The 19,463-nt window shown below is 65.6% G+C and carries 20 protein-coding genes; 10 read left to right on the top strand and 10 right to left on the bottom strand.

Features of this window, described 5'->3' with window-relative positions; translation table 11 throughout:
- Positions 1 to 314 precede the first annotated feature (314 nt).
- The gene (locus HK353_RS16110; protein ID WP_173157808.1) at positions 315 to 3,002 is read left to right on the top strand and encodes an ExeM/NucH family extracellular endonuclease; all 2,688 of its coding nucleotides are present in this window, start codon (positions 315 to 317) and stop codon (positions 3,000 to 3,002) included.
- Between the two features lie 3 nt (positions 3,003 to 3,005).
- On the opposite strand, the gene HK353_RS16105 is transcribed toward HK353_RS16110, so the two are convergent.
- The 3 genes from HK353_RS16105 to HK353_RS16095 are packed head-to-tail and all read right to left on the bottom strand — an operon-like array spanning position 3,006 to position 6,990.
- A complete protein-coding gene (locus HK353_RS16105) occupies positions 3,006 to 4,172 on the bottom strand; it encodes a PrpF domain-containing protein (RefSeq protein WP_173157806.1) in 1,167 nt (388 codons plus the stop codon).
- Between the two features lie 51 nt (positions 4,173 to 4,223).
- The gene (locus HK353_RS16100; RefSeq protein ID WP_173157804.1) at positions 4,224 to 5,504 is read right to left on the bottom strand and encodes an MFS transporter; all 1,281 of its coding nucleotides are present in this window, start codon (positions 5,502 to 5,504) and stop codon (positions 4,224 to 4,226) included.
- 28 nt (positions 5,505 to 5,532) lie between these two features.
- Positions 5,533 to 6,990: a benzaldehyde dehydrogenase gene (locus HK353_RS16095; RefSeq protein ID WP_173157802.1), complete on the bottom strand. Its 1,458-nt coding sequence runs from the start codon at positions 6,988 to 6,990 to the stop codon at positions 5,533 to 5,535.
- A gap of 184 nt (positions 6,991 to 7,174) precedes the next feature.
- Between HK353_RS16095 and HK353_RS16090 the strand changes: the two genes are divergently transcribed.
- Positions 7,175 to 7,945 (top strand): IclR family transcriptional regulator, encoded by a 771-nt coding sequence (locus HK353_RS16090; RefSeq protein WP_173157800.1) that lies wholly within the window; start codon positions 7,175 to 7,177, stop codon positions 7,943 to 7,945.
- Between the two features lie 29 nt (positions 7,946 to 7,974).
- On the opposite strand, the gene HK353_RS16085 is transcribed toward HK353_RS16090, so the two are convergent.
- A complete protein-coding gene (locus tag HK353_RS16085; RefSeq protein WP_173157798.1) occupies positions 7,975 to 8,361 on the bottom strand; it encodes a DUF1304 domain-containing protein in 387 nt (128 codons plus the stop codon).
- A complete protein-coding gene (locus HK353_RS16080) occupies positions 8,358 to 8,621 on the bottom strand; it encodes a DUF2277 domain-containing protein (RefSeq protein ID WP_039207958.1) in 264 nt (87 codons plus the stop codon). Before HK353_RS16080 ends, HK353_RS16085 begins: the two co-directional genes overlap by 4 nt.
- Before the next feature lie 81 nt (positions 8,622 to 8,702).
- Between HK353_RS16080 and HK353_RS16075 the strand changes: the two genes are divergently transcribed.
- Complete coding sequence (locus HK353_RS16075) at positions 8,703 to 9,434, top strand: GTP pyrophosphokinase (protein ID WP_173157796.1); 732 nt, start codon at positions 8,703 to 8,705, stop codon at positions 9,432 to 9,434.
- Here the strand turns inward: HK353_RS16075 and HK353_RS16070 are convergent.
- Complete coding sequence (locus tag HK353_RS16070; protein WP_173157794.1) at positions 9,415 to 9,993, bottom strand: dihydrofolate reductase family protein; 579 nt, start codon at positions 9,991 to 9,993, stop codon at positions 9,415 to 9,417. The genes HK353_RS16075 and HK353_RS16070 overlap by 20 nt on opposite strands.
- Positions 9,994 to 10,252: 259 nt before the next feature.
- Here HK353_RS16070 and HK353_RS16065 point away from each other — a divergent pair, with 259 nt between their 5' ends.
- Together HK353_RS16065 and HK353_RS16060 are read left to right on the top strand one after the other, a co-directional pair.
- On the top strand, positions 10,253 to 11,011 hold the full coding sequence (locus tag HK353_RS16065; RefSeq protein ID WP_173157792.1) for an SDR family NAD(P)-dependent oxidoreductase: 759 nt from the start codon (positions 10,253 to 10,255) through the stop codon (positions 11,009 to 11,011).
- 188 nt (positions 11,012 to 11,199) lie between these two features.
- Positions 11,200 to 11,451, top strand: coding sequence for a hypothetical protein (locus HK353_RS16060; RefSeq protein ID WP_173157790.1), 252 nt, complete (start codon positions 11,200 to 11,202; stop codon positions 11,449 to 11,451).
- A gap of 18 nt (positions 11,452 to 11,469) precedes the next feature.
- On the opposite strand, the gene HK353_RS16055 is transcribed toward HK353_RS16060, so the two are convergent.
- The 4 genes from HK353_RS16055 to HK353_RS16040 all read right to left on the bottom strand — a co-directional run bounded on the left by HK353_RS16055 (position 11,470) and on the right by HK353_RS16040 (position 13,729).
- Positions 11,470 to 11,823 carry a VOC family protein gene (locus HK353_RS16055; protein WP_173157788.1) on the bottom strand — a complete coding sequence of 118 codons (354 nt, stop codon included), beginning with the start codon at positions 11,821 to 11,823 and terminating at the stop codon, positions 11,470 to 11,472.
- Between the two features lie 4 nt (positions 11,824 to 11,827).
- A complete protein-coding gene (locus HK353_RS16050) occupies positions 11,828 to 12,361 on the bottom strand; it encodes an O-acetyl-ADP-ribose deacetylase (protein ID WP_173157786.1) in 534 nt (177 codons plus the stop codon).
- 91 nt (positions 12,362 to 12,452) lie between these two features.
- A complete protein-coding gene (locus tag HK353_RS16045; protein WP_039207979.1) occupies positions 12,453 to 12,677 on the bottom strand; it encodes a sulfurtransferase TusA family protein in 225 nt (74 codons plus the stop codon).
- A complete protein-coding gene (locus HK353_RS16040; RefSeq protein WP_173157784.1) occupies positions 12,674 to 13,729 on the bottom strand; it encodes a YeeE/YedE family protein in 1,056 nt (351 codons plus the stop codon). The genes HK353_RS16045 and HK353_RS16040 overlap by 4 nt, the downstream gene beginning before the upstream one ends.
- A gap of 208 nt (positions 13,730 to 13,937) precedes the next feature.
- Here HK353_RS16040 and HK353_RS16035 point away from each other — a divergent pair, with 208 nt between their 5' ends.
- The 5 genes from HK353_RS16035 to pcaDC all read left to right on the top strand — a co-directional run bounded on the left by HK353_RS16035 (position 13,938) and on the right by pcaDC (position 19,360).
- Positions 13,938 to 15,122 carry a 4-hydroxybenzoate 3-monooxygenase gene (locus HK353_RS16035; RefSeq protein ID WP_173157782.1) on the top strand — a complete coding sequence of 395 codons (1,185 nt, stop codon included), beginning with the start codon at positions 13,938 to 13,940 and terminating at the stop codon, positions 15,120 to 15,122.
- Positions 15,123 to 15,184: 62 nt separating this feature from the next.
- Positions 15,185 to 16,009: a protocatechuate 3,4-dioxygenase subunit beta gene (pcaH, locus tag HK353_RS16030; RefSeq protein WP_173157780.1), complete on the top strand. Its 825-nt coding sequence runs from the start codon at positions 15,185 to 15,187 to the stop codon at positions 16,007 to 16,009.
- The gene (gene pcaG, locus HK353_RS16025; protein WP_173157778.1) at positions 16,002 to 16,586 is read left to right on the top strand and encodes a protocatechuate 3,4-dioxygenase subunit alpha; all 585 of its coding nucleotides are present in this window, start codon (positions 16,002 to 16,004) and stop codon (positions 16,584 to 16,586) included. The genes pcaH and pcaG overlap by 8 nt, the downstream gene beginning before the upstream one ends.
- A 6-nt stretch (positions 16,587 to 16,592) precedes the next feature.
- Positions 16,593 to 17,963 (top strand): lyase family protein, encoded by a 1,371-nt coding sequence (locus tag HK353_RS16020; RefSeq protein WP_173157776.1) that lies wholly within the window; start codon positions 16,593 to 16,595, stop codon positions 17,961 to 17,963.
- Positions 17,964 to 18,007: 44 nt separating this feature from the next.
- The gene (gene pcaDC, locus HK353_RS17635; RefSeq protein ID WP_173157774.1) at positions 18,008 to 19,360 is read left to right on the top strand and encodes a bifunctional 3-oxoadipate enol-lactonase/4-carboxymuconolactone decarboxylase PcaDC; all 1,353 of its coding nucleotides are present in this window, start codon (positions 18,008 to 18,010) and stop codon (positions 19,358 to 19,360) included.
- The last annotated feature ends 103 nt before the right edge of the window (positions 19,361 to 19,463 follow it).

Raw genomic sequence — 19,463 nt, 5'->3', positions numbered from 1 at the left:
GCCGCTGCCCCCCCACCGCTCCGCCCCCCCGAGCCGCGACTCCCACGCCCCCGCCGCCACCCTCACCTCCTAATTGCTACCTGACGGCGGCCCCGCACCCTCGCGCGCGGTGGCTGGGCCGCCGTCAGGTAGTTCTGGGGCAGGGCGGGTTGTGTAGGATGAGTGCCACCCGTGGCACTCAGTGGACTGTTCGACTGTTCACAAGTTGTTCACATCTTCGCCGCTGTCGTCGATGCGTGAGCCGCTAGGGTGCAAGGGACTGCGTACGTGATCATCACGGTGCGCACAGCCGCTCATCCGCCCGAAAGGCTCCCATGAAAGTCACGACCACCCTCTCTTCCGCCGCGGCGCTCAGCCTCGTCGCGGGCCTGGCCCTCCCCCTCGCACCGGCAGTCGCAGCAGATGCCGCCGCAGACAGCGACATCCACATCTCCGAAATCGCCTACACCCTCGCGACCGACTTCATCGAAGTCGCCGCCGACCCCGGCACCGACATCTCCGGGTGGACCTTCGGTTCGGTGACACGCGGCGGCAGCGTCCAGGCGCAGGAGAACACCGTCACCGCGCCCGAGGACACGACGGTCGGCGATTCCGGTGCCGTCGCGATCGACGTGTCGATCACGAACTCCGTCAAGGCCGGTTCGGCCGCCGACGGCGAGTACGGCTCGAGCGCCTTCGTCATCGACGATGACGGCGAGCTGATCGACTTCCAGCAGATCGGCGGCGTCGTCGACGGCAAGGGCGTCACCGGCACGAAGAACACCTTCACCCCCGCACCCGTCATCGGCCAGGAAGCCGAACCGACCGGCGCGACTGCCGCCGGCGGCCAGTCGATCCAGCTCACGGGCGACGCGTGGAAGTCGGCAGCCCCCACCCCGAACGCCCTGCCCGACGGCAGCGACGACGACGGCAGCGACGACGGCGACGATGATGGCGACGACGGCGAAACCCCCGAAGGCGTCACGCCGATCGCCGACATCCAGGGCACCGGCGACGCCAGCCCCATCCAAGGCAAAACCGTGACCACCCGCGGTGTCGTCACCGCCGCCTACCCCGAGGGCGGGCTGAACGGCTACTATATCCAGACCCCCGGCACCGGTGGATCCGACCGTGCCGACGGGGCAGCATCCGACGGCATCTTCGTCTACTCCCCCGACACCGTCGCCGATATCAGCATCGACGACCACGTCGAGATCACCGGCACCGTATCCGAACATTACGGTCAGACCCAGATCTCCGTATCCGCGTCCGGTGTGGAAACGGTCGACGAACCCGCCGAGGTGGTCAAACCCGTCGAAGACGCCTTTCCTGCAGGAGACGAGAAGCGCGAATCCCTCGAAGGCATGCTCCTGCATCCGAGCGAATCGCTGACCGTGGCCGACAACTACAACACGAACGCGTACGGCGAGGTCGTCCTCGCCACCGGTGAGGGCACGCTCGATCAGCCCACCGACGTCCACCGCCCCGGCACCCCCGAGGCGAAGGCTTTGGAAACCGAGAACCTCGACCGTGAGGTCGTCCTCGATGACGGCGCCACCGTGAACTTCCTCAAGGCCGATAAGGACATCCCCCTGCCTTACCTCAGCAAGGATGACCCGGTCCGCGTCGGTGCGCAGGCGAACTTCACCTCCCCGGTCGTGCTCGGCTTCGATCACGAGAAGTGGCGGTTCCAGCCGACGACTCGTCTGACCGGGGACAACGCCGAGGCGGTCCAGCCGACCACTTTCACTGACACTCGCACCGAGACCCCCGAGGCCATCAACGGGCAGGTCAGCCTTGCCAGCTTCAACGTCCTCAACTACTTCACCACCACCGGTGACCAGCTCTCTGGCTGCCAGTACTACGACGACCGTGAGGGCAACCACGTCACCGTCCGCGGCGGCTGCGATGCCCGCGGTGCCGCAAACGCGGAGAGCCTCAAGCGTCAGGAGACGAAGATCGTCACCGCGATCAACAAGCTCGACGCCTCGGTGGTCTCGCTCATGGAGATCGAGAATTCCGCCGCTTTCGGCAAGGACCGCGACGATGCCCTGGCGACCCTGGTCAAGCGCCTCAACGAGGCGGCCGGGACCGAGAAATGGGACTTCGTCGACTCCCCTGCCGCCGTTCCGTCCGATGAGGATGTCATCCGCACGGCCCTGATCTACCAACCCGCCGAGGTGGCCCCGCAGAACGAATCCACGATCCTCGACGATCAGGATGCGTTCTCCAATGCCCGCGAACCCCTGTCCCAGGCGTTCGCCCCGAAGGACGGTACCGGTGAGATCGAAAAGGACAAGACCTTCGTGACGATCTCCAACCACTTCAAGTCCAAGGGCTCCGGTTCAGGTCCGGGCAACGAGGACTCCGGCGACGGTCAGGGCGCGTCGAACGCCGACCGCGTGAAGCAGGCCGAAGCGCTCGTCGGGTTCGCCGGTGACCAGCAGGAGGCAACGAACAGCGACCTGGTCTACCTCCTCGGCGATTTCAATTCCTATACTCAGGAAGACCCGATGCAGGTCTTCTACGAGGCCGGGTACAAGGACATCGCGGCGGAGAAGACAGACGAATCCACGTATGTCTATGGTTCGCGCACCGGCAGCCTCGACCACGTCCTCGCCCTCGACGCCTCGGACGAAGCCGACGGTGAAGGCACGGACGCGACGGCCTTCGACTCCGTCACCGGGGCCGATGTCTGGAACATCAACTCGGTCGAGTCTCTGGCGCTCGAATACAGCCGTTTCAACTACAACGTCAGAGACCTCTTCGCTCCGGACCAGTTCCGGGCTTCCGACCATGATCCGGTCGTCGTCGGTCTCTTCGACTCCTCAGCTGAAGGCGGGGACGACGACGCCGGAGCAGACGCCGGGGATGACGCGGACGCTGACGGCTCGAGCGACCACCCCGGCGGAAAGGACGCGGGGAAGAACGGCGGCAAGAACGGCAACCATTGGGGCAGCCGCGACGGTGATCACCCTGGAGGCAAGAACGCCGGGAAGAACGGTCGCCACAACGGTTGGTGACATCTAGTCGGTGACGGCCACCTGCCCCCGCATGAGCACGCGTGCCGTGCGGAAGAGGGAGGTGGCCGTCACTGTGTCTCCGTCGAAGACGGCTCCGGCCGTAACGACACCCGACGGAGTGGCCAGCCGGACTTCGGGTCCGACGGTCTTGTCCTCATCCCCGGTGTCGGATCCTGGCCGGGAGCGTCGGATGATGCGGTTGATGATCGTGTCCGGGATCTGCGCGGCCGCGGCCAGGCACATAGCTCCGGTTCCGGGCACGGCTTTGTGCGTCTGTCCCATGGAGATCATCCGCACGGGCAGGTCGGCCTCCTCGGCGGCCAGGGTCGTTCCGTCGAGCAGTCGGGTGGGCTCTGGGGCGGTGACCACGGCGACCTTCGGCACGACGTCCGGTGCGTCCTCCGGCGACTCACACAGACCCATCCGCACTGCGGCGTTGCGGCGCAGCTGCTCGATCATGCCCATCGCATGCACGTTCGCGTCGATCTCCTCCGGCGATTCGGTGCCCTTGAGTCCGATCGCAGCACCCGGAACGATGACGACGGGCAGGGTGGCGTCGACGAGGCTGACCTCGAACATCGCCCCACCGGCAGTGATGGACTCGGCTGCCTTCCCTGTCGGCAGGAGTCCGGCGGTGCGGCTGCCGGCCGGGTCGGGGTAGATGAGTTCGACCGGTGCGCCCGTTCCGCTGACTCCGGGCAGCACCAGATCGCCGGCAACGTCGGCCTGCCCGTCGACGACAACCAGTCCGACGTCGACGAGTTTCTGCGTGTTCTTATTGAACAGCCGGAAGACATGCCATCCATCGGCTGCGGAGAGCAGCCCGGCCGACAGGGCGAAGGGCACGACCCCGGACGACAGATTCCCGCAGTTGCCGGAGTAGTCGACGGCCGCCTCGGTGACGGAGACCTGACCGAACGTGTAGTCGAGGTCGACCCCGTCCCTCGCCGAGGCGGCCACGACGACGATCTTCGACAGAGAAGAGATTCCCCCGCCCATTCCGTCGAGCTGGCGGCCGAACGGATCGGGCGAGCCTATCGCCGAGGTGAAGAGCCGGTCCCAAACCGCCGTATCCCCATCCGAGTTCAGCGACGGCAGCGCGGATTCGCTGAAGAACAGTCCCTTGCTTGTGCCGCCGCGAACGAACGAGGCATCGATCCACCGAGTCATGGACTCAGCGTAGCGAACCCCACTGACGCCGCTTCACCGAAGCCGGCGGCCTCAGCGCACCGACTTCGGCACGATCGCCATGGCGGCGAAGCCGAGCACGGCGACGACAGCGAAGAGGTAGAAGCCCCACGGGTAGGCGATTCCGGCAGTGACGAGGGCACCGGTGATGAAGGGGCCGACGATGGCGCCGATGCGGCCGATTCCCGAGGCCATGCCCAATGCGGTTCCGCGCGCCTGTGCCGGATAGATGGCGGAGACGAAGGCGTAGACGAGCACCTGGGCGGAGAAGACGAAGACTCCGGTGATGAACACGGCGATATTGAGCAGCACCTGGCTGGTCATCGGGATCGAGAGTGCGGCGAGGAAGATCGCGGCGAGGACGAACCACATGAGCACAATCTTCTTCGTCCCGTGCTTGTCGGCCAACCAGCCGGCCAGGACGAGTCCGACGACGGCGCCGATGTTCAAGACGAAGAGCATCACCAGCGAATCAGAGACCTCGTAGCCGGCGTCGGCCATGATCTTCGGCAGCCAGGTGTTGAGCCCGTAGACCAACAGGAGTCCCATGAAGCTCGCTGCCCACACGCCGATGGTCACCAGGGCCAGCTTTCCTTCGAAGAGTCCCGCCATTCCTGTCTTCGCCTGTCCGTCGACGGTGCCGGACGGATCAGTAGCGTCGACTTCCAGCGCCTGCGTGGCAGCGGGGTTGCGTTTGAGTTCCTGAGCGATGAGGAAGACCTCGGATTCGGGCAGCTTCCAGATCAGGAGGGGCACCATGACGAGGCCGGCAATTCCGCCGGCGAGGAAGAGCAGGTGCCAGTTGTGGGAGTAGGCGACAGCGAGCAGGGAGATCGCGACGGCGCCGGCATGGTAGCCGGTCATCGTCAGGGTCGTGGCCTTTCCGGTCTGACCCGACTTGTTGTACTCGCTGATGTAGGCGAGCGCGCTGGGCATCACTGCACCGAGGAAGAGTCCGGCGATGAACCGGAACGTCGTGAACAGGGCGACGTTCGGAGCGAACGCGACGAGCAGAGTGAAGACGCTGAAGCCGATGACGCAGCCGATGATCGCCCACCGTCGTCCGATCCGGTCAACGACGGGACCGACGGATACGGCGCCGAGGCCGACGCCCACGAGGCTGAGCGTGGCCACCATCGTGGCCGCCTCGGGGGTGAATCCGAGGGCCTCGGTGGCCAGCAGCTCGGGGATGACCGCGCCGAGGACGACGAGGTCGAAGCCCTCCAAAGCGACGGCCAGCCAGCACAGGACGGCCGGCCAGCGGCCCGCCGAGGCGGAACCGGTCGTGGATACGGATGGGGTGGTTGCGGACATCGGTGTCTCCGGGGTGGTGTGGTGTCGGTCAGAACGGGTACGGCGCGATGGACGAGCGCATCGTCACCCATTGGGTTTCGGTGAAGGCTTCGATATTCGCCTCGGCTCCACCGAATCGGGATCCGTTGCCGGAGTCCTTCATCCCACCGAAAGGGACGTTGGCCTCGTCGGAGACGGTCTGTTCGTTGATGTGGACCTTCCCGGTGTCGACAAGGTCGGCCAGGTCCATGGCCATCCCCACATCACCGAGGATGCCCAAGGAGAGACCGTACTCGCTTGCGTTGACCATCTCGGCGGCTTCTTCGAGGGTGGAGAAGCGGGCCACCGGGGCGACGGGTCCGAAGATCTCCTGCGCCCAGGCGGGGTTCGACGGGCTGAGATCGGTGAGCACTGTGGGCGGGACGAAGGCGCCTTCGCCCGGTCCTCCGGCGACGAGTGTGGCACCGTCGGCGATGGCTTTGTCGAGGATGTCGCGGACGTGGGTGCGCTGTTTCTCGTCGATGATCGGTCCGATCGCGACCTCCTCGGTGGCGGGGTTGCCCACCGGCAGGTTGCGGGCGCGTTCGGCCAGCTGTTCGACGTAGTCGTCGTAGATGGATTCGTGGACGAGGTGGCGGCCGGTGGTCATGCAGATCTGGCCTTGGTGCATCCACGAACCGAAGGCCCCCGCCGAGGTGGCCGGACCGACCTCGGCACCGGGAAGGACGACGAGCGCATTGTTTCCACCGAGTTCGAGGTGGCAGCGCTTGAGGAGGCGACCGGCGGCTTCGCCGACCTTGCGTCCGGCCGCTGTGGAGCCGGTGAACGAGATGACGGAGACCTCGGGTGCGGCGACGACGGCTTCACCGGCATCGAGGCCGCCCGACAGGACCTGGAGCAGTCCTTCGGGCAAGCCCGCCTCGGCGAAGACCTTCGCGATCGCCACTCCGGCGCACACAGCGGTGCGCGGGTCCGGCTTGAGCAGGACCGCGTTGCCCAGGGCCAGGGCCGGGGCGACGGAGCGCATGGCGAGGATGAGGGGGAAGTTGAACGGGGCGATGACGGAGACGACGCCTGCGGGCACTCGGCGGGCGAAGGACCAGCGGGGTTCGTTGGAGGTGAGCACCTGCCCCTTCGGGTGGCTGGGCAGGGCGGAGGATTCGTAGCAGATGGCTTCGGCGGAGGAGATCTCGAGTGCGGCCTTCGGCGGGATGGAGCCGGCTTCGCGGATAATCCATCCGGCGAGCTCATCGGCGTGTTCGGCCCACAGAGCACCGGCGCGGCGCAGCACTGCGGCCCGTTCGGCAGGAGTGGTCTTCGCCCATTCCTTCTGTGCAGCGGCGGCTCGCGTGGCGGCGGCGGTGACATCGTCGGCGCTGGCGGCACCGAGGCGGCCGAGGGTCTCACCGGTGGCAGGTTCGATGACGTCGTAGGTCTCTCCGGAGCCGGCGGTCCAGGTGCCGGTGAAGATCTTCTCGTGCCAGTCGGTTCCCAGGAAATCAGTCATTGTCTGTCCTCACTTCTTTGTCGGGGCGGGTCATGTCTGTGGTTCCGTGCAACGAGCCGATCTACGGGCACAGTCAACGAAGGACTGTGGTGCACCTCTCGTCAGAGTAGTGACCCGCACCACCCGAAGCCACAGCGCTCCCATTCATTGAGAATTTCGATGGAGAGCCGCTAGAATCCGAGGCATGGCGAACTCTCCTTCCGGCGACTCGATGATCGATCGACTGGTGCGTGTGCTCGCATCCTTCGACCCGGACCATCAGAGCCTGGCCACCGACGAGATCGCCGAACGTGCCGAACTGCCGAAGTCGACGGCCTACCGACTCATCGGTGAGATGATGCGTCACGATCTGCTCCAACGCGACCCCAACGGCCGCATCCGGATCGGAGTCGGAATGTGGGAGCTGTCGAACCGCGCCTCCGATGCCGTCGATCTGGCTTCGGTGGCCAGGCCGCACATGATGGGTGTGCACGAGTTCGTCGGTGAGAACACGCAGTTGGGCATCCTGCGGGAACGCGAGGTGCTCATCATCGAGCGCATGTCGGCGCCGAATGCGGTCATCCACCGGTCGAAGACCGCCGGGCGACTGCCGGCTCATGCGTCGTCCTGTGGACTCGTGCTCTTGGCTTATGCGCCCAAACATGTGCGTGAGGCGTATCTGCGGGGGCCGCTGTCTGCTATCACGGAGAAGACGACAACGGATCCTGCAACTCTGCGCAAGATGTTCACTTCCATCCGCTCTCACCATTTCGCCGAGCTCTCCGGCCATATCGATGAGGGCACGACAGGCATCACGGTTCCTGTCTTCGACGCCGGCGGGGCCGCGATCGCCGGGCTCGGCGTCGTCATCGATTCGGAGCACCGGAAAGGGGTGCCCGCGATCATGCGGGTCCTACGGACCGCCTCGGCGAGGATCACGCAGGACCTCACGGCCGATCATCGATTCGCCGGCTGACCGGATCGCCGCGGCGCAAGCCACGCGGCTCAGACCAGCACACCGAGGATCAGGCAGAGCACACCGAGCAGCGGCAGTGTGCCCTGCTTGAGCGCGGAGGCGAGCAGCTCACGGCTTGAGAGTGCGAGCACCAGTGCCGCGGCGAGCATCGATCCCGTCCCGACGAAGACGAGGGTGAGTCCGACCGCGGCAGAGCCTGCGCCGAAGACGATGAGGCCGATGAACACAGCGAGGGCCAGGAAGAGGTTGTAGAAGCCTTGGTTGAAGGCCAGGGATTTCGTCGCCTCGGCCTCGGTCTCGGTGGTGCCGAACGTGGCGCGGGCACGTGGGCTCGTCCAGGCGATGGATTCCAGGTAGAAGATGAAGACGTGCAGGGCGGCGGCGAGGCCGGCGAGCACGAGTCCGGCGATCGTCATGCGCGGGCCGCGAATCTCGCTCGTCGCTTCTCCGCTTCCTCCTCTCGATTCTTCGGCGGTGCGTTCGTCACGAGCGCATCGAGGAGGTGCTGGGTGGTGTGGGCGATCTCCTCGACAGCGGCGTCGAAGGCCTCAGCATTGGCCTGCGAGGGCTTCGTCGTGCCGGCGATCTTGCGCACGTACTGCAGGGCGGCGGCGTGGACTTCGTCGGAGGTGGCGGCTGGTTCGAAATTATGGAGTGTTCTGATGTTTCTGCACATGCCAAAACGGTACTCCTCGGCACTGACGCAGAACAGATGTTCCGCCGATACACTGAGGCCACAATGGAGATCGGGAGAGAGATGACGCCAGCAGAGACTGCCCTGACACCGCAGCAGATCGAGAGCATCCGTCAGCTGCGCCTGGATTTCTCGCAGCTGATCATGCACCACCGCTTCGTCATCGACGAGGTGCTCACGAAGATCTCGATCCTGCGCGAGGAGTCCGTACACACGCGCAGCTACAACCCGATCGAGCACATCTCCTCTCGCGTGAAGTCGCCGCGGAGCCTGTTGGAGAAGGTCCATCGTCGGGGCCTGCCGCTCGACACCGAGATCATCCGCCGCGAGATCACCGACATCGCGGGCATTCGCATCACTTGCAGCTTCATCGCCGACACCTACCACGTCCTCGAGCTGCTCATCGCGCAGAACGACGTCCGCCTCGTCGAGGTCAAGGACTACATCGCAGAGCCGAAGCCCAACGGCTACCGGAGCCTGCACGCGATCCTCGAGGTTCCGGTGTTCCTCCGCAGCGGGCCGACCCCGGTCATCTGCGAGGTGCAGATCCGCACGATCCCGATGGACTTCTGGGCGAGCCTCGAACACAAGATCCACTACAAATTCGACGGCGACGTTCCCGATCGTCTCGTCGGCGAACTCACCGAGGCGGCCGACGCGGCCAGCGAACTCGACCGGAAGATGGAACGCCTCCATTCCGAGGTTCGTGAGGGTTCCGTCGATGTCGATTCCGGAGAGGAGTTCGACGAGGAGGCCCTGCGGATCCTTTGGGACCTCAGTCGGCGGGAGGGCTGAGTCGCTTGGGCCTGTAGGTGCGGCCGAAGCTGCGGGCGTTTGCTGTATCGATCGTCGCAAGCTCCCAGTCGACCCGGCGGCCACCGGGCACGTCGAAGATCCGTGTTCCGTCGCCGAGGAAAACCGGGGCGACGTAGACCTGGAGTTCGTCGATGAGGTCGACCTCGAGTGCCTGCCGGGCGATATCGGCGCTGATGATCTGGATGTCGCGGTCGCCGGCGGTCTGCTGGGCCTGTTCGACCGCCTCGGTGATGGTGCAGTTCAATGCCGTCACCGAGGTGTCTCCCGCCAAATCCTCGGGACGATGAGTGAGGATGATCTCCGTCCCCGACCACGCACCGCCATACGCAGAGGAGGTCAGCTCATCGCGTTCATCGGCCTGCGCCTTGGCCGCGTCGTAGCCGCGGCGGCCGGAGATGATGACGGCGACTTTGGAGGCCATGTCTTCGGTGGTGCCTTCGGCGTTGGGTTCGGACGCCGATAGCCACGACATATCGTGATCCGGCCCGGCGATGAACCCGTCGATCGAGGCGGTGAATCCCCATGCCACTTTTCCCATCGCTCCCCCTCGAGCTGCGGTGATCGGCGTAGCTATTTCGGTTCCTAAATCTCTGCGTTTATAGACCTTTATAGAGCTTATAAAGTTTATAGAGTTTATAGAACCACGCCGACGCGAATGCGTGAAGCTTTCCGAGTCGTCGACCATCTACCCCAGCACGTGACGGAACATACGGAATTTCAGCACCGCGATCGTCGTTTTACCTGGTGAGGGCCACATCCGCGGGGTCCCACAGATTTTCGCGAGAGAAGGTCACACCATGGCAGATTTCACCGGCAAAGTTGCACTCGTCACCGGAGGCGGATCCGGACTCGGAGAAGCGATCTCCAAGGACCTCGCAGCCAAGGGCGCGAAGGTCGTGCTCACCGACATCAATCTCGAGGCTGCCGAACGTGTCGCCGGTGAGGTCACCGAGGCCGGAGGCACCGCCTCGGCAATCCAGCAGGACACGTCCTCGAAGGAGGACTCGGAGAAGGTCGTCAAGTTCGCCGTCGACACCTACGGCGGACTCAACTTCGCCGTGAACAACGCGGGCATCGGCGGCAAGCAGGTCCCGGTCGGCGAAACCGACCTCGACTCCTGGGACAAGGTCATCGACGTCAACCTCAATGGCGTGCTCTACGGAATGCGCTTCCAGATCCCGGCGATGCTCAAGTCCGGCGCGAAGGACTCGGCGATCGTCAACATGGCTTCGGTCCACGGCACGGTCGCCGCCATCAACAACGGCGCCTACACCGCAGCCAAGCACGGCGTCGTCGGCATCACGAAGAATGCCGCCGCTGAATACGGCACCGAAGGCTTGCGCATCAACGCCGTCGGCCCCGGCTACATCACGACTCCCCTGCTCGAATCGAGCCTGGACGCCGAGGCCATCGAAGGGCTGAAGGCCAAGCACCCCCTCGGCCGCCTCGGCACTCCGGAGGAGATCGCGAAGGTCGTGTCCTTCCTGCTCTCCGATGACGCTTCGTTCGTCACCGGCGCCTACTACCTCATCGACGGCGGCTACACCGCGGTGTGACATCCCCGCGCCCTCATCGGGTGTTCAATAATTCGTGCCTGTTCAAGTTTTTTGAACAGGCACGTTTCGTTGAACGACTCGAGCCGAGTGCCATCAGATCCCCCAGCGCACACTCTGCTTTCAGGAGTAGCGTGGCAGGCACAGCCCAAATGGTTTGGACCGTGGACGAAATCGCAAGGTGATCGACCATGAGTACAACTCAGATCTCCCAGCAGCAGAAGCCCCTGCACGTGGTTCTTCGCACGAGAGCGAGAATCTTCCTCCTCATCGGAGTCCTTGGATTCCTCCTCGTCAAGATCGTCGGCCCCGTCCTGCAGACAGGTCCCGAATACGTCGTCGAGGCCATCATCTCCGGAATCCCGCTGCTCATCTCCGCCAGTTGTGCCCTCACGGCACTGGCGCTGGCGGTCGTACGCAGAGTGCGGGACAGGGCAGCGTGAACACTGCCCCGCGTGGGTTCACTCCGGGTGCGCGACAATATTGAACACGTTACCGGGGGGTGCGCGGACGAAGAACCGCCGCACTCCCCATTCCTCGCGGGTGAGCGGGTGGACGATCTCGATGCCCTGCTCCTGGGCTTCGGCAAAAGGAGCGTCGACGTCTTCGACGAGCACCGAAGCTACGGGATTCGTCTGCCCGGTCTCATCCTCGGTGAGCACCTGCACGCTGGCGCCGGTACCCGGAGAGGTGAAGCGTGCGACCCAGCCGAGATTGAATTCCTCGCGGCTCAGCCCGAGGAAGCCCGCATAGAACTCCCGCGCAGCGTCGAGGTCGTCGACCGCGATGTCCGAAATGACCCTGTTGACCTTCATGGCATCACCACTGATCGTGGTCGAAGACCTGGCAGAACACGCTCGTCATCTGATCGCTGAAGAGAACGAACTGCACCTCGTCGATCGATTCCCAGCGCCCGCGCGATCGTCCGTCGACGATGACGGAGTGAGCCGCCTCGGCGACATCTCTGGGCGACCAGCCGTAGACTCCGCCGCCGATCGCCGGGAACGCGATCGAGGAGGCGCCGAGCTCCTCGGCGAGGTTGAGGCTCGACTCGAAACAGGACTCGAGGATCTCAGGATCGGCCTCGCCCGCATTCCGATTCGGGCCGACCGTGTGGATGACCCAGCGGGCAGGCAGCTCCCCCGCAGAGGTGGCCACGGCCTGGCCCGGCGGCAGACCGCGCACATGGGTGGTCTGCCTGACCTCGCGACAGGCTTCGAGCAGCGCGGGACCGGCCGCGCGGTGGATGGCTCCGTCGACCCCGCCGCCACCGAGCAGGGAGGAATTCGCGGCGTTGACGATCGCGTCGACGGCCACCTCGGTGATATCACCTTCGAGAACCGTGATCTTCATGTCTTGAGTCTAGACATCGACACTGACATTGCACATCGGCCGGCGCAGCTTTGCAGCTGTGCCGGCCGATGTGGTTGGGGTCGTCTCCGGTTCAGGCCTTCTGGACGGTGATGGTCCAGCTGGCGTCGGTGACCCGGTCGAAGTGGGTGACGGGGTAGCCGTTCTCGGCGGCCCACTGCGGGATCGCCTCGGTGGCCTGGGTGCAGTCGAAGTTGATGACGAGTTCGTCACCGGCTTCCAGACCGGTCATCGCGTCCTTGGCTTCCACGAGGGGGAAGGGGCAGACCTGGCCGTCGGTTTCGAGTACTTGCTTCATACTGTCCTGCTTTCCGCCGCGGGCGCTGCGGCCTGCGACTTCTTCGGTTTGATGGAGACCTTGGCTGCGATTCCGGCGCCGACGATCATGAATACCATCGACACCCAGCCCTGGTATTCGAACTGTGCGGTCGAGACCATCGCGTTGCCGACGGTGCAGCCGCCGGCGATGGCCGCGCCGACGCCCATGCCGATTCCGCCGATGATCGACTTGATGATCGTGCCCTTGTCCGGCACGCGGACCCGGAACTCACCGGAGGCCTTGGCTGCGATGAAGGAGCCGACGAGGATGCCGATGACGAGCATGACACCCCAGTCGACGAGCTGCGTGTCACCGGTGGTGAGGTATCCGACGAGGTTCGCCGAGGGGGTGGTGATGCCCAGACCCGAGTTGCGGCCCGTGGCAGCGGAGAGCGGCCAGGCGATCGTGGCGATGATGCCGATGACCACGGCTGTGGCGAATGGGTTCCAGCGCTTCTCGGTGAGCAGGTGCGCCAGGCCTGTTTTGCGCGGAGGCAGGGTGGCCATCGGAGTCTTGAGTTTGCGGGCATGGTGGACGGTCAGCCAGATGGCGATCGCCGCGATGATGGCGACGAAGACCCAGGGGCTGATGCCGGTGCTCGCCTGCAGGCTGCCGTTGTCCAGGGTGATCCCGCGAATGCCTTCGGTGAAGCCGGCGAGCGGGCCGAGCTTCATGACAGCGGAGAAGAGCGCGTAGAAGATGAGGGCGAACCAGCTGCCGACGAGTCCCTCACCGGCACGGTAGTAGGTGCCCGTCGCGCAGCCGCCGGCGTAGACCATGGCCCAGCCGAAGATCAGTCCGCCGACGATCGAGGCCAGCCACGGGAACGGCGCGGCCTCGAGGGTGATGACTCCGAAGCTGTTGAGCAGGAACAGGCCGATGGAATGCACGGCGATGAGCACGATGAGGGCGGAGAACCAGCGTGTGTTCCCCGTCAGCGTGAGGTCGCGGAAGGCGCCAGTCACACAGAAACGTCCACGCTGGACGACGAATCCGAGGACGAGGCCGACGATGAGTCCGGTGATGATCATTGAGCTGCTTTCTGTTCACGGCAGGTTCGCGGACGAACACAACGACCGTCCATTTTGCTCAACAATCAGAAGCGAGTCAACCAAGAGCGACGAGGAGAGCCGCGGGAACACCGTCAGAACCGCCTCTCTCCCATTCATTGAGAACACCATCGCTTCGTGTCCGTGACTGGGAGCACACTGTTGAGAAGAGACAGGCAAGGAGGCCAAAGTGGCGCAACTTCAGACAGACGTCGCAATCGTCGGAGCCGGACCAGCGGGGCTCATGCTCGCGCACCTGCTGCACAATGCAGGCATCGAGTCCGTCGTCATCGACAATCGCAGCCGCGACGACATCGCCCACACCCACCGCGCCGGCATCCTCGAAGCAGGATCGGTGCGCATGCTCGAAGCCGCAGGCGTCGAATCCCGCGTCCACACGGACGGGCACCGCCACGACGGCATCGACATCCGAGTCAACGGCAACTCGAACCACTTCGAATTCCCCGAGCTCGTCGGCGAATCCGTCTGGCTCTACCCCCAGAACGAGATCTTCGTCGACCTCTCCGCCGCCCGCGAACGGACCGGCCGCCCCACCTATTACTCGGTCACGGACACCTGCCTCGGCGATGTCGAAACCGAACGTCCATGGGTCACCGCCACCACTGAAGGCGGCGACGAACTGCGCATCGACGCCCGCTACGTCGTCGGCGCCGACGGCTCCCGCGGACCATGCCGCTCGATGATCCCCGACGGCACCCGGCAGCGCTTCTTCCACGAGTACCCGTTCGCCTGGTTCGGCATCCTCTGTGAAGCCCCGCGCAGCCACGAAGTCCTCATCTACTCCCGCTCCGAACGCGGCTTCGCACTCATCTCCCAGCGCTCCGACAACGTCCAGCGAATGTACTTCCAGGCCTCCCCCGACACCGACGTCGCCGAATGGTCCGACGATCGGATCTGGACCGAACTCCAGGCCCGCGTCGACGGCCCCGACGGCTTCGAACTCAAGACCGGGCCGATCTTCGACAAGACCGTGCTCCCCTTCCGCTCGGCCGTGACCGAGCCGATGCAGCACGGTTCGATGTTCCTCGCCGGCGACAGCGCCCACACCGTCCCACCGACCGGAGCGAAGGGCCTCAACCTCGCCTTCGCCGACGTCGCCGTGCTCGCACCGGCCCTCATTTCGGCACTCAAGGACTCCGACGCCGAGGCGCTGGCCGGCTACTCGCAGACCGCGACCAAACGCGTGTGGAAGGCCCAGAACTTCTCGTACCAGATGACACGGATGCTCCACACCGACCCGACTCAGGATGCCTTCGAAACGAAGCGCAGCCTCGGCGAACTCCGGTCCATCCTCGAATCCGACCACGGTCGCCGCTACCTAGCCGAGTGCTACACGGGCTGGCCGCACGGCTGAGCCGCACCCCCACCGACCCCACCACGATGTCAACCGACGAAGAGACGAAGAAAGGTTCGACGATGAGTCAGCACCAGTCCTCGGAGAACGATGATCAGACCGTGAAAGGCCCCGACGACGCAGCCGAATCCCAGGCGACGCTGTCTGCCGAGATCGACGGCGTCGAAGCGCAGTACAAGCAGGACGTCGCCGGCGGCAAGAAGCCCGAGACCCAGCCTCGGCTGGACTACCGCCCCTACCGGTCATCGATCCTGCGCCACCCGACGAAGGATCCTCGCCACACCGACCCCGAGACGATCGAGCTCTTCTCCCCCGCCTTCGGACACCGGGACATCGGCACCCTCGAATCCGACCTGACGATCCAGGCCGACGGCGAACCCATCGGCGAGCGCATCCGCGTCACCGGCAGGGTCCTCGACGGGGAAGGCCGCCCCGTGCGCAACCAGCTGGTCGAGATCTGGCAGGCGAACTCGGCCGGACGCTATATCCACAAACGCGACCAGCACCCGGCCCCGATCGACCCGAACTTCACCGGCGTCGGCCGCACCCTGACCGGCGACGACGGCTCCTACTCGTTCACAACGATCAAACCGGGCCCCTACCCGTGGAAGAACCACCACAACGCCTGGCGACCGGCCCACATCCACTTCTCGCTCTTCGGGTCCGAGTTCACACAGCGGATGATCACCCAGATGTACTTCCCCGGGGATCCGCTCTTCGCCCTCGACCCGATCTACCAGTCGATCACCGACCGATCAGCCCGCGACCGCCTCGTGGCCACCTATGACCACAACATCACCGAGCACGAATTCCTCATGGGCTACAACTGGGACATCGTGCTCACCGGCTCCAACCGGACCTGGATGGAAGAAGAGGACGATGACTGACACCCCCACGACCCCTGATCTCACGCCGACACCGGGCCAGACCGTCGGCCCGTTCTACGGCTACGCACTGCCCTTCGAGCACGACGATGAGCTCGTCCCGCCCGGCTCGGCTCGCGCCGTGCAGCTGACGGGAACCGTCTTCGACGGGGCAGGTGACCCGGTCCCCGATGCCATCCTCGAAATCTGGCAGCCCGATGAGCACGGGGCTGTCCCCCGCGAGACGGGATCGCTGCGCCGCAACGGCTTCACCTTCACCGGCTTCGGCCGCGCCGCCGTCGACCCGGAAGGCGAGTTCAGCTTCTCCACGGTCAACCCCGGCCCCACCGAGGCGGGCAAGGCACCCTTCATCAGCGTCGTCATCTTCGCCCGCGGGCTGCTCAACCGCCTCTTCACCCGCATCTACCTGCCCGAGGACACCGCGGCCCTGGCCGCCGACCCGCTCCTGTCATCGCTCGACGAAGACGAGCGCACGCGCCTCATCGCCACTCGAGGGGCTGACGGATCGCTGCACTTCGACATACGGTTGCAGGGTGAGGAGGAAACCCCCTTCCTCCGTTTCCCCAGCCACGAGGACTGACGCGACATGACCGACACCGCCCACACCCGGTTCCTCTTCGCCCCCGGCGATCTGCGCGGATCCGAAGCCATCGACGACGCCGCGTTCATCACCGCGATCGGCCAAGTCGAGACCGCATGGATCGTCGCGCAGGGACGGGTGGGGCTGGTGTCGTCGGAGATCCGCGCCGAGGTGGCCGCCGCCATCGATGCGACGATCCGCACGCTCACGGACGATCACACCGAACTCGAGTCCCTGGGTGAGGCCGCCGAATCCGGCGGCAACCCGCTCATCCCATTCCTCGCCCGCGTCCGCTCCCGACTCTCCCCCGAGGCCGCGCGATGTCTGCACCGGGGACTGACCAGCCAAGACGTCATCGATACGGCGATCGGCCTGCTCGTCTCCCGCGTCGTGCAGCAGATGCAGGCCAGGCTCGAAGTCATCGGCGCCTCCCTCGTCGAACTCTCCGACGCTCACGCGAAGACCCTGTGCCTGGCCCGCACACTCACCCAGCCGGCCCTGCCGACGACCTTCGGCCTCAAAGCCGCCGCCTGGGCCGCCGAGGTCAATGAAGTCCAAGGCCAGGCACCCTACGTCGACTATGTGCAGGTCGGCGGGGCCGCCGGCACCCGCGCCGCGATCCGCTGGTTCGCCGGCGACTCCACCGAATCCCTGCTCCGCGAATTCCACGTGCAGATGGTCGGTCCCGATGCGGCGCTCACACAGGTCCCCGTCCCTTGGCACACCGATCGCGTGCGCATCCTGTCTTGGGGCTCCCACCTCGCCCAGTGCGTCACCGTCGGGGCCTCCATCGCCCGCGACGTCCTCATCGGCGTGCGCCCCGAGATCGGTGAGCTGTCCCTGGCCTCCACCGGCGGGTCCTCGACGATGCCGCACAAGTCGAATCCCACCTCGGCGGTGCTGCTCCACCGCAACGGAATGCGCGTCCCCGGATCACTGTCCACCCTGACCACGGCCGCCGCCGAAGCCATCGAAGAACGCTCCGACGGCGCCTGGCATGCCGAGTGGCCGGCCTTGTCCGAGCTTATGACCCTGGCGATCTCCTCGCTGATCATGCTCGACGAGATGATCGCGGGCCTGCGGGTCAACGCCGAGGCCATGCGCGCAAACCTCGAGGCCGCCTCCCCTGGGATCTATGGGGAGAAGCTCGGCATCGTCTTCGGCGATCGGATCGACAAAGACACCCGCGCAGCCATCATCGCCCCCGGCTCCGACCCTGTCGCAGCACTTCGCGCGGAGATCGGCGACGAGGATGGAATCGAGGAATTCTTCACCCCCGAGTCCTACCTCGGTGAGGCCGAGGACATCCGCCGTACCATCCTGGCGACCATCGACAGTTCCGGACCGCAGGAGATCAACCTGCCGCCCTTCGACTGAGACCTGTTTTTCAACTTGTGAACCAACCGAAGAAAGTGACACCCATGGACCTCACCGCATCCGTTCTTGCCGCACCCGCTTCCCCCGCTGCCGATGCCCGAGTGCTCGTCGTCCTGCCTTCGTTGGGCACCTCCGTGGCAGCCCTATGGCAGCAGGCCGCCACCGAACTGACCGCGCTCAGTCCGGAGACGACGGTCATCGGCATCGACCTGCCCGGTCACGGCCGTTCGGCACCGATCGATGTCCCAGCGGGGATGTCCATTGCCCCGCGGATGACGATGTCCGACCTCGCCGAGGCGGTCCTGGGCACCCTCGATCGGGTCCTTCCTGATGTGGCCGCCCCCGGCGCTCCCGTCGACCTCGCGGGAGATTCGATCGGCGGAGCAACGGCCCTGCAGCTGGCGCTCGATCACGGGGATCGCTTCGGCCGCATCGCTGTCTTCTGCACGGGGGCGAAGATCGGTGAGGCCGCGGCCTGGGAGGAACGCGCCCAGACGGTGGCGACCTCGGGCACCCCGACTCAGGTCATCGGTTCGGCACAGCGCTGGTTCGGGGAAGGGTTCATGGACCGGGAACCGGAGGCCTCGGCCGCGCTCCTGCACTCGCTGCAGGACGCCGACCGCTTCTCCTATGCCGCTCTCTGCTATGCGCTGGCCGACTTCGATGTCCGCGCACGACTGCCCGAGATCACGCGTCCCCTGCTCGCAGTCGCGGGCTCTCAGGACCAGCCGACTCCGGCGACGAAGCTCGCCGAGATCGCAAACGGAGTTCCCGGGGCGCTGCTCGAGGTCATCGACGGCGCCGCCCACCTGGTGCCGGCCGAGGCTCCGGTCGTGACCGCGGGTCTGCTCGCTGACTTTCTGCAGGGCAAGGGACTCGGTGCAGGGGCCGGCGGCACCGGCGGTGCGGGCGCGACTGCCGCAGGCGATTCGTCGGCCGACCTGCCGACCGCCTCGGGGCCGCGGGAGGCAAGCCGCGACGACGTGCGCGAGGCGGGAATGGCCGTGCGACGGCAGGTGCTCTCCGATGCCCATGTCGACCGCGCGAATGCGAAAGTCGACGATTTCACGAGCGACTTCCAGGACCTCATCACCCGCTACGCCTGGGGTGAGATCTGGACTCGGCCGGGCCTGGAGCGGCGGATGCGCTCGGCGATCACGCTCACGGCGATGATCGCAGGTGGTCACGAGGCGGAGCTGGCGATGCACGTCAAGGCTGCGCTGCGCAACGGGCTCACCCGCGATGAGATCAAGGAGGTCCTCCTCCAGTCGGCCATCTACTGCTCCGTGCCGAGCGCGAACACCGCCTTCTCCGTCGCCTCGCAGGCTCTGGCCGAATACGAAGCCGGGGAAGCGAACGCCGAGGAAGCGAACGTCGAGGAAGCGAACGTCGACTGAGGCTGTTCGAATCGTCACATTGGGCGCCCGAGGGCTTCCGAGGCACCGCTGAGGGCAATAGGCTGGTGCGGTTGCCTCCCCGATCCCGTGTTTCCTTGAAGGA

The organism is Brevibacterium permense (assembly GCF_013280495.1).
Taxonomy (GTDB): domain Bacteria; phylum Actinomycetota; class Actinomycetes; order Actinomycetales; family Brevibacteriaceae; genus Brevibacterium; species Brevibacterium permense.
This window is presented reverse-complemented; position numbering and strand designations above follow the sequence as displayed.

What these genes read in the sequence shown, in the direction of transcription:
- HK353_RS16105 (WP_173157806.1), bottom strand. Translation starts at nt 4,172, where the DNA reads ATGACTCGGTGGATCGATGCCTCGTTCGTTCGCGGCGGCACAAGCAAG.
- pcaG (WP_173157778.1), top strand. Translation starts at nt 16,002, where the DNA reads ATGACTGACACCCCCACGACCCCTGATCTCACGCCGACACCGGGCCAG.
- HK353_RS16080 (WP_039207958.1), bottom strand. Translation starts at nt 8,621, where the DNA reads ATGTGCAGAAACATCAGAACACTCCATAATTTCGAACCAGCCGCCACC.
- HK353_RS16055 (WP_173157788.1), bottom strand. Translation starts at nt 11,823, where the DNA reads ATGAAGGTCAACAGGGTCATTTCGGACATCGCGGTCGACGACCTCGAC.
- HK353_RS16110 (WP_173157808.1), top strand. Translation starts at nt 315, where the DNA reads ATGAAAGTCACGACCACCCTCTCTTCCGCCGCGGCGCTCAGCCTCGTC.
- HK353_RS16060 (WP_173157790.1), top strand. Translation starts at nt 11,200, where the DNA reads ATGAGTACAACTCAGATCTCCCAGCAGCAGAAGCCCCTGCACGTGGTT.
- HK353_RS16095 (WP_173157802.1), bottom strand. Translation starts at nt 6,990, where the DNA reads ATGACTGATTTCCTGGGAACCGACTGGCACGAGAAGATCTTCACCGGC.
- pcaH (WP_173157780.1), top strand. Translation starts at nt 15,185, where the DNA reads ATGAGTCAGCACCAGTCCTCGGAGAACGATGATCAGACCGTGAAAGGC.
- pcaDC (WP_173157774.1), top strand. Translation starts at nt 18,008, where the DNA reads ATGGACCTCACCGCATCCGTTCTTGCCGCACCCGCTTCCCCCGCTGCC.
- HK353_RS16085 (WP_173157798.1), bottom strand. Translation starts at nt 8,361, where the DNA reads ATGACGATCGCCGGACTCGTGCTCGCCGGCCTCGCCGCCGCCCTGCAC.
- HK353_RS16070 (WP_173157794.1), bottom strand. Translation starts at nt 9,993, where the DNA reads ATGGGAAAAGTGGCATGGGGATTCACCGCCTCGATCGACGGGTTCATC.
- HK353_RS16090 (WP_173157800.1), top strand. Translation starts at nt 7,175, where the DNA reads ATGGCGAACTCTCCTTCCGGCGACTCGATGATCGATCGACTGGTGCGT.
- HK353_RS16100 (WP_173157804.1), bottom strand. Translation starts at nt 5,504, where the DNA reads ATGTCCGCAACCACCCCATCCGTATCCACGACCGGTTCCGCCTCGGCG.
- HK353_RS16045 (WP_039207979.1), bottom strand. Translation starts at nt 12,677, where the DNA reads ATGAAGCAAGTACTCGAAACCGACGGCCAGGTCTGCCCCTTCCCCCTC.
- HK353_RS16075 (WP_173157796.1), top strand. Translation starts at nt 8,703, where the DNA reads ATGACGCCAGCAGAGACTGCCCTGACACCGCAGCAGATCGAGAGCATC.
- HK353_RS16065 (WP_173157792.1), top strand. Translation starts at nt 10,253, where the DNA reads ATGGCAGATTTCACCGGCAAAGTTGCACTCGTCACCGGAGGCGGATCC.
- HK353_RS16050 (WP_173157786.1), bottom strand. Translation starts at nt 12,361, where the DNA reads ATGAAGATCACGGTTCTCGAAGGTGATATCACCGAGGTGGCCGTCGAC.
- HK353_RS16020 (WP_173157776.1), top strand. Translation starts at nt 16,593, where the DNA reads ATGACCGACACCGCCCACACCCGGTTCCTCTTCGCCCCCGGCGATCTG.
- HK353_RS16040 (WP_173157784.1), bottom strand. Translation starts at nt 13,729, where the DNA reads ATGATCATCACCGGACTCATCGTCGGCCTCGTCCTCGGATTCGTCGTC.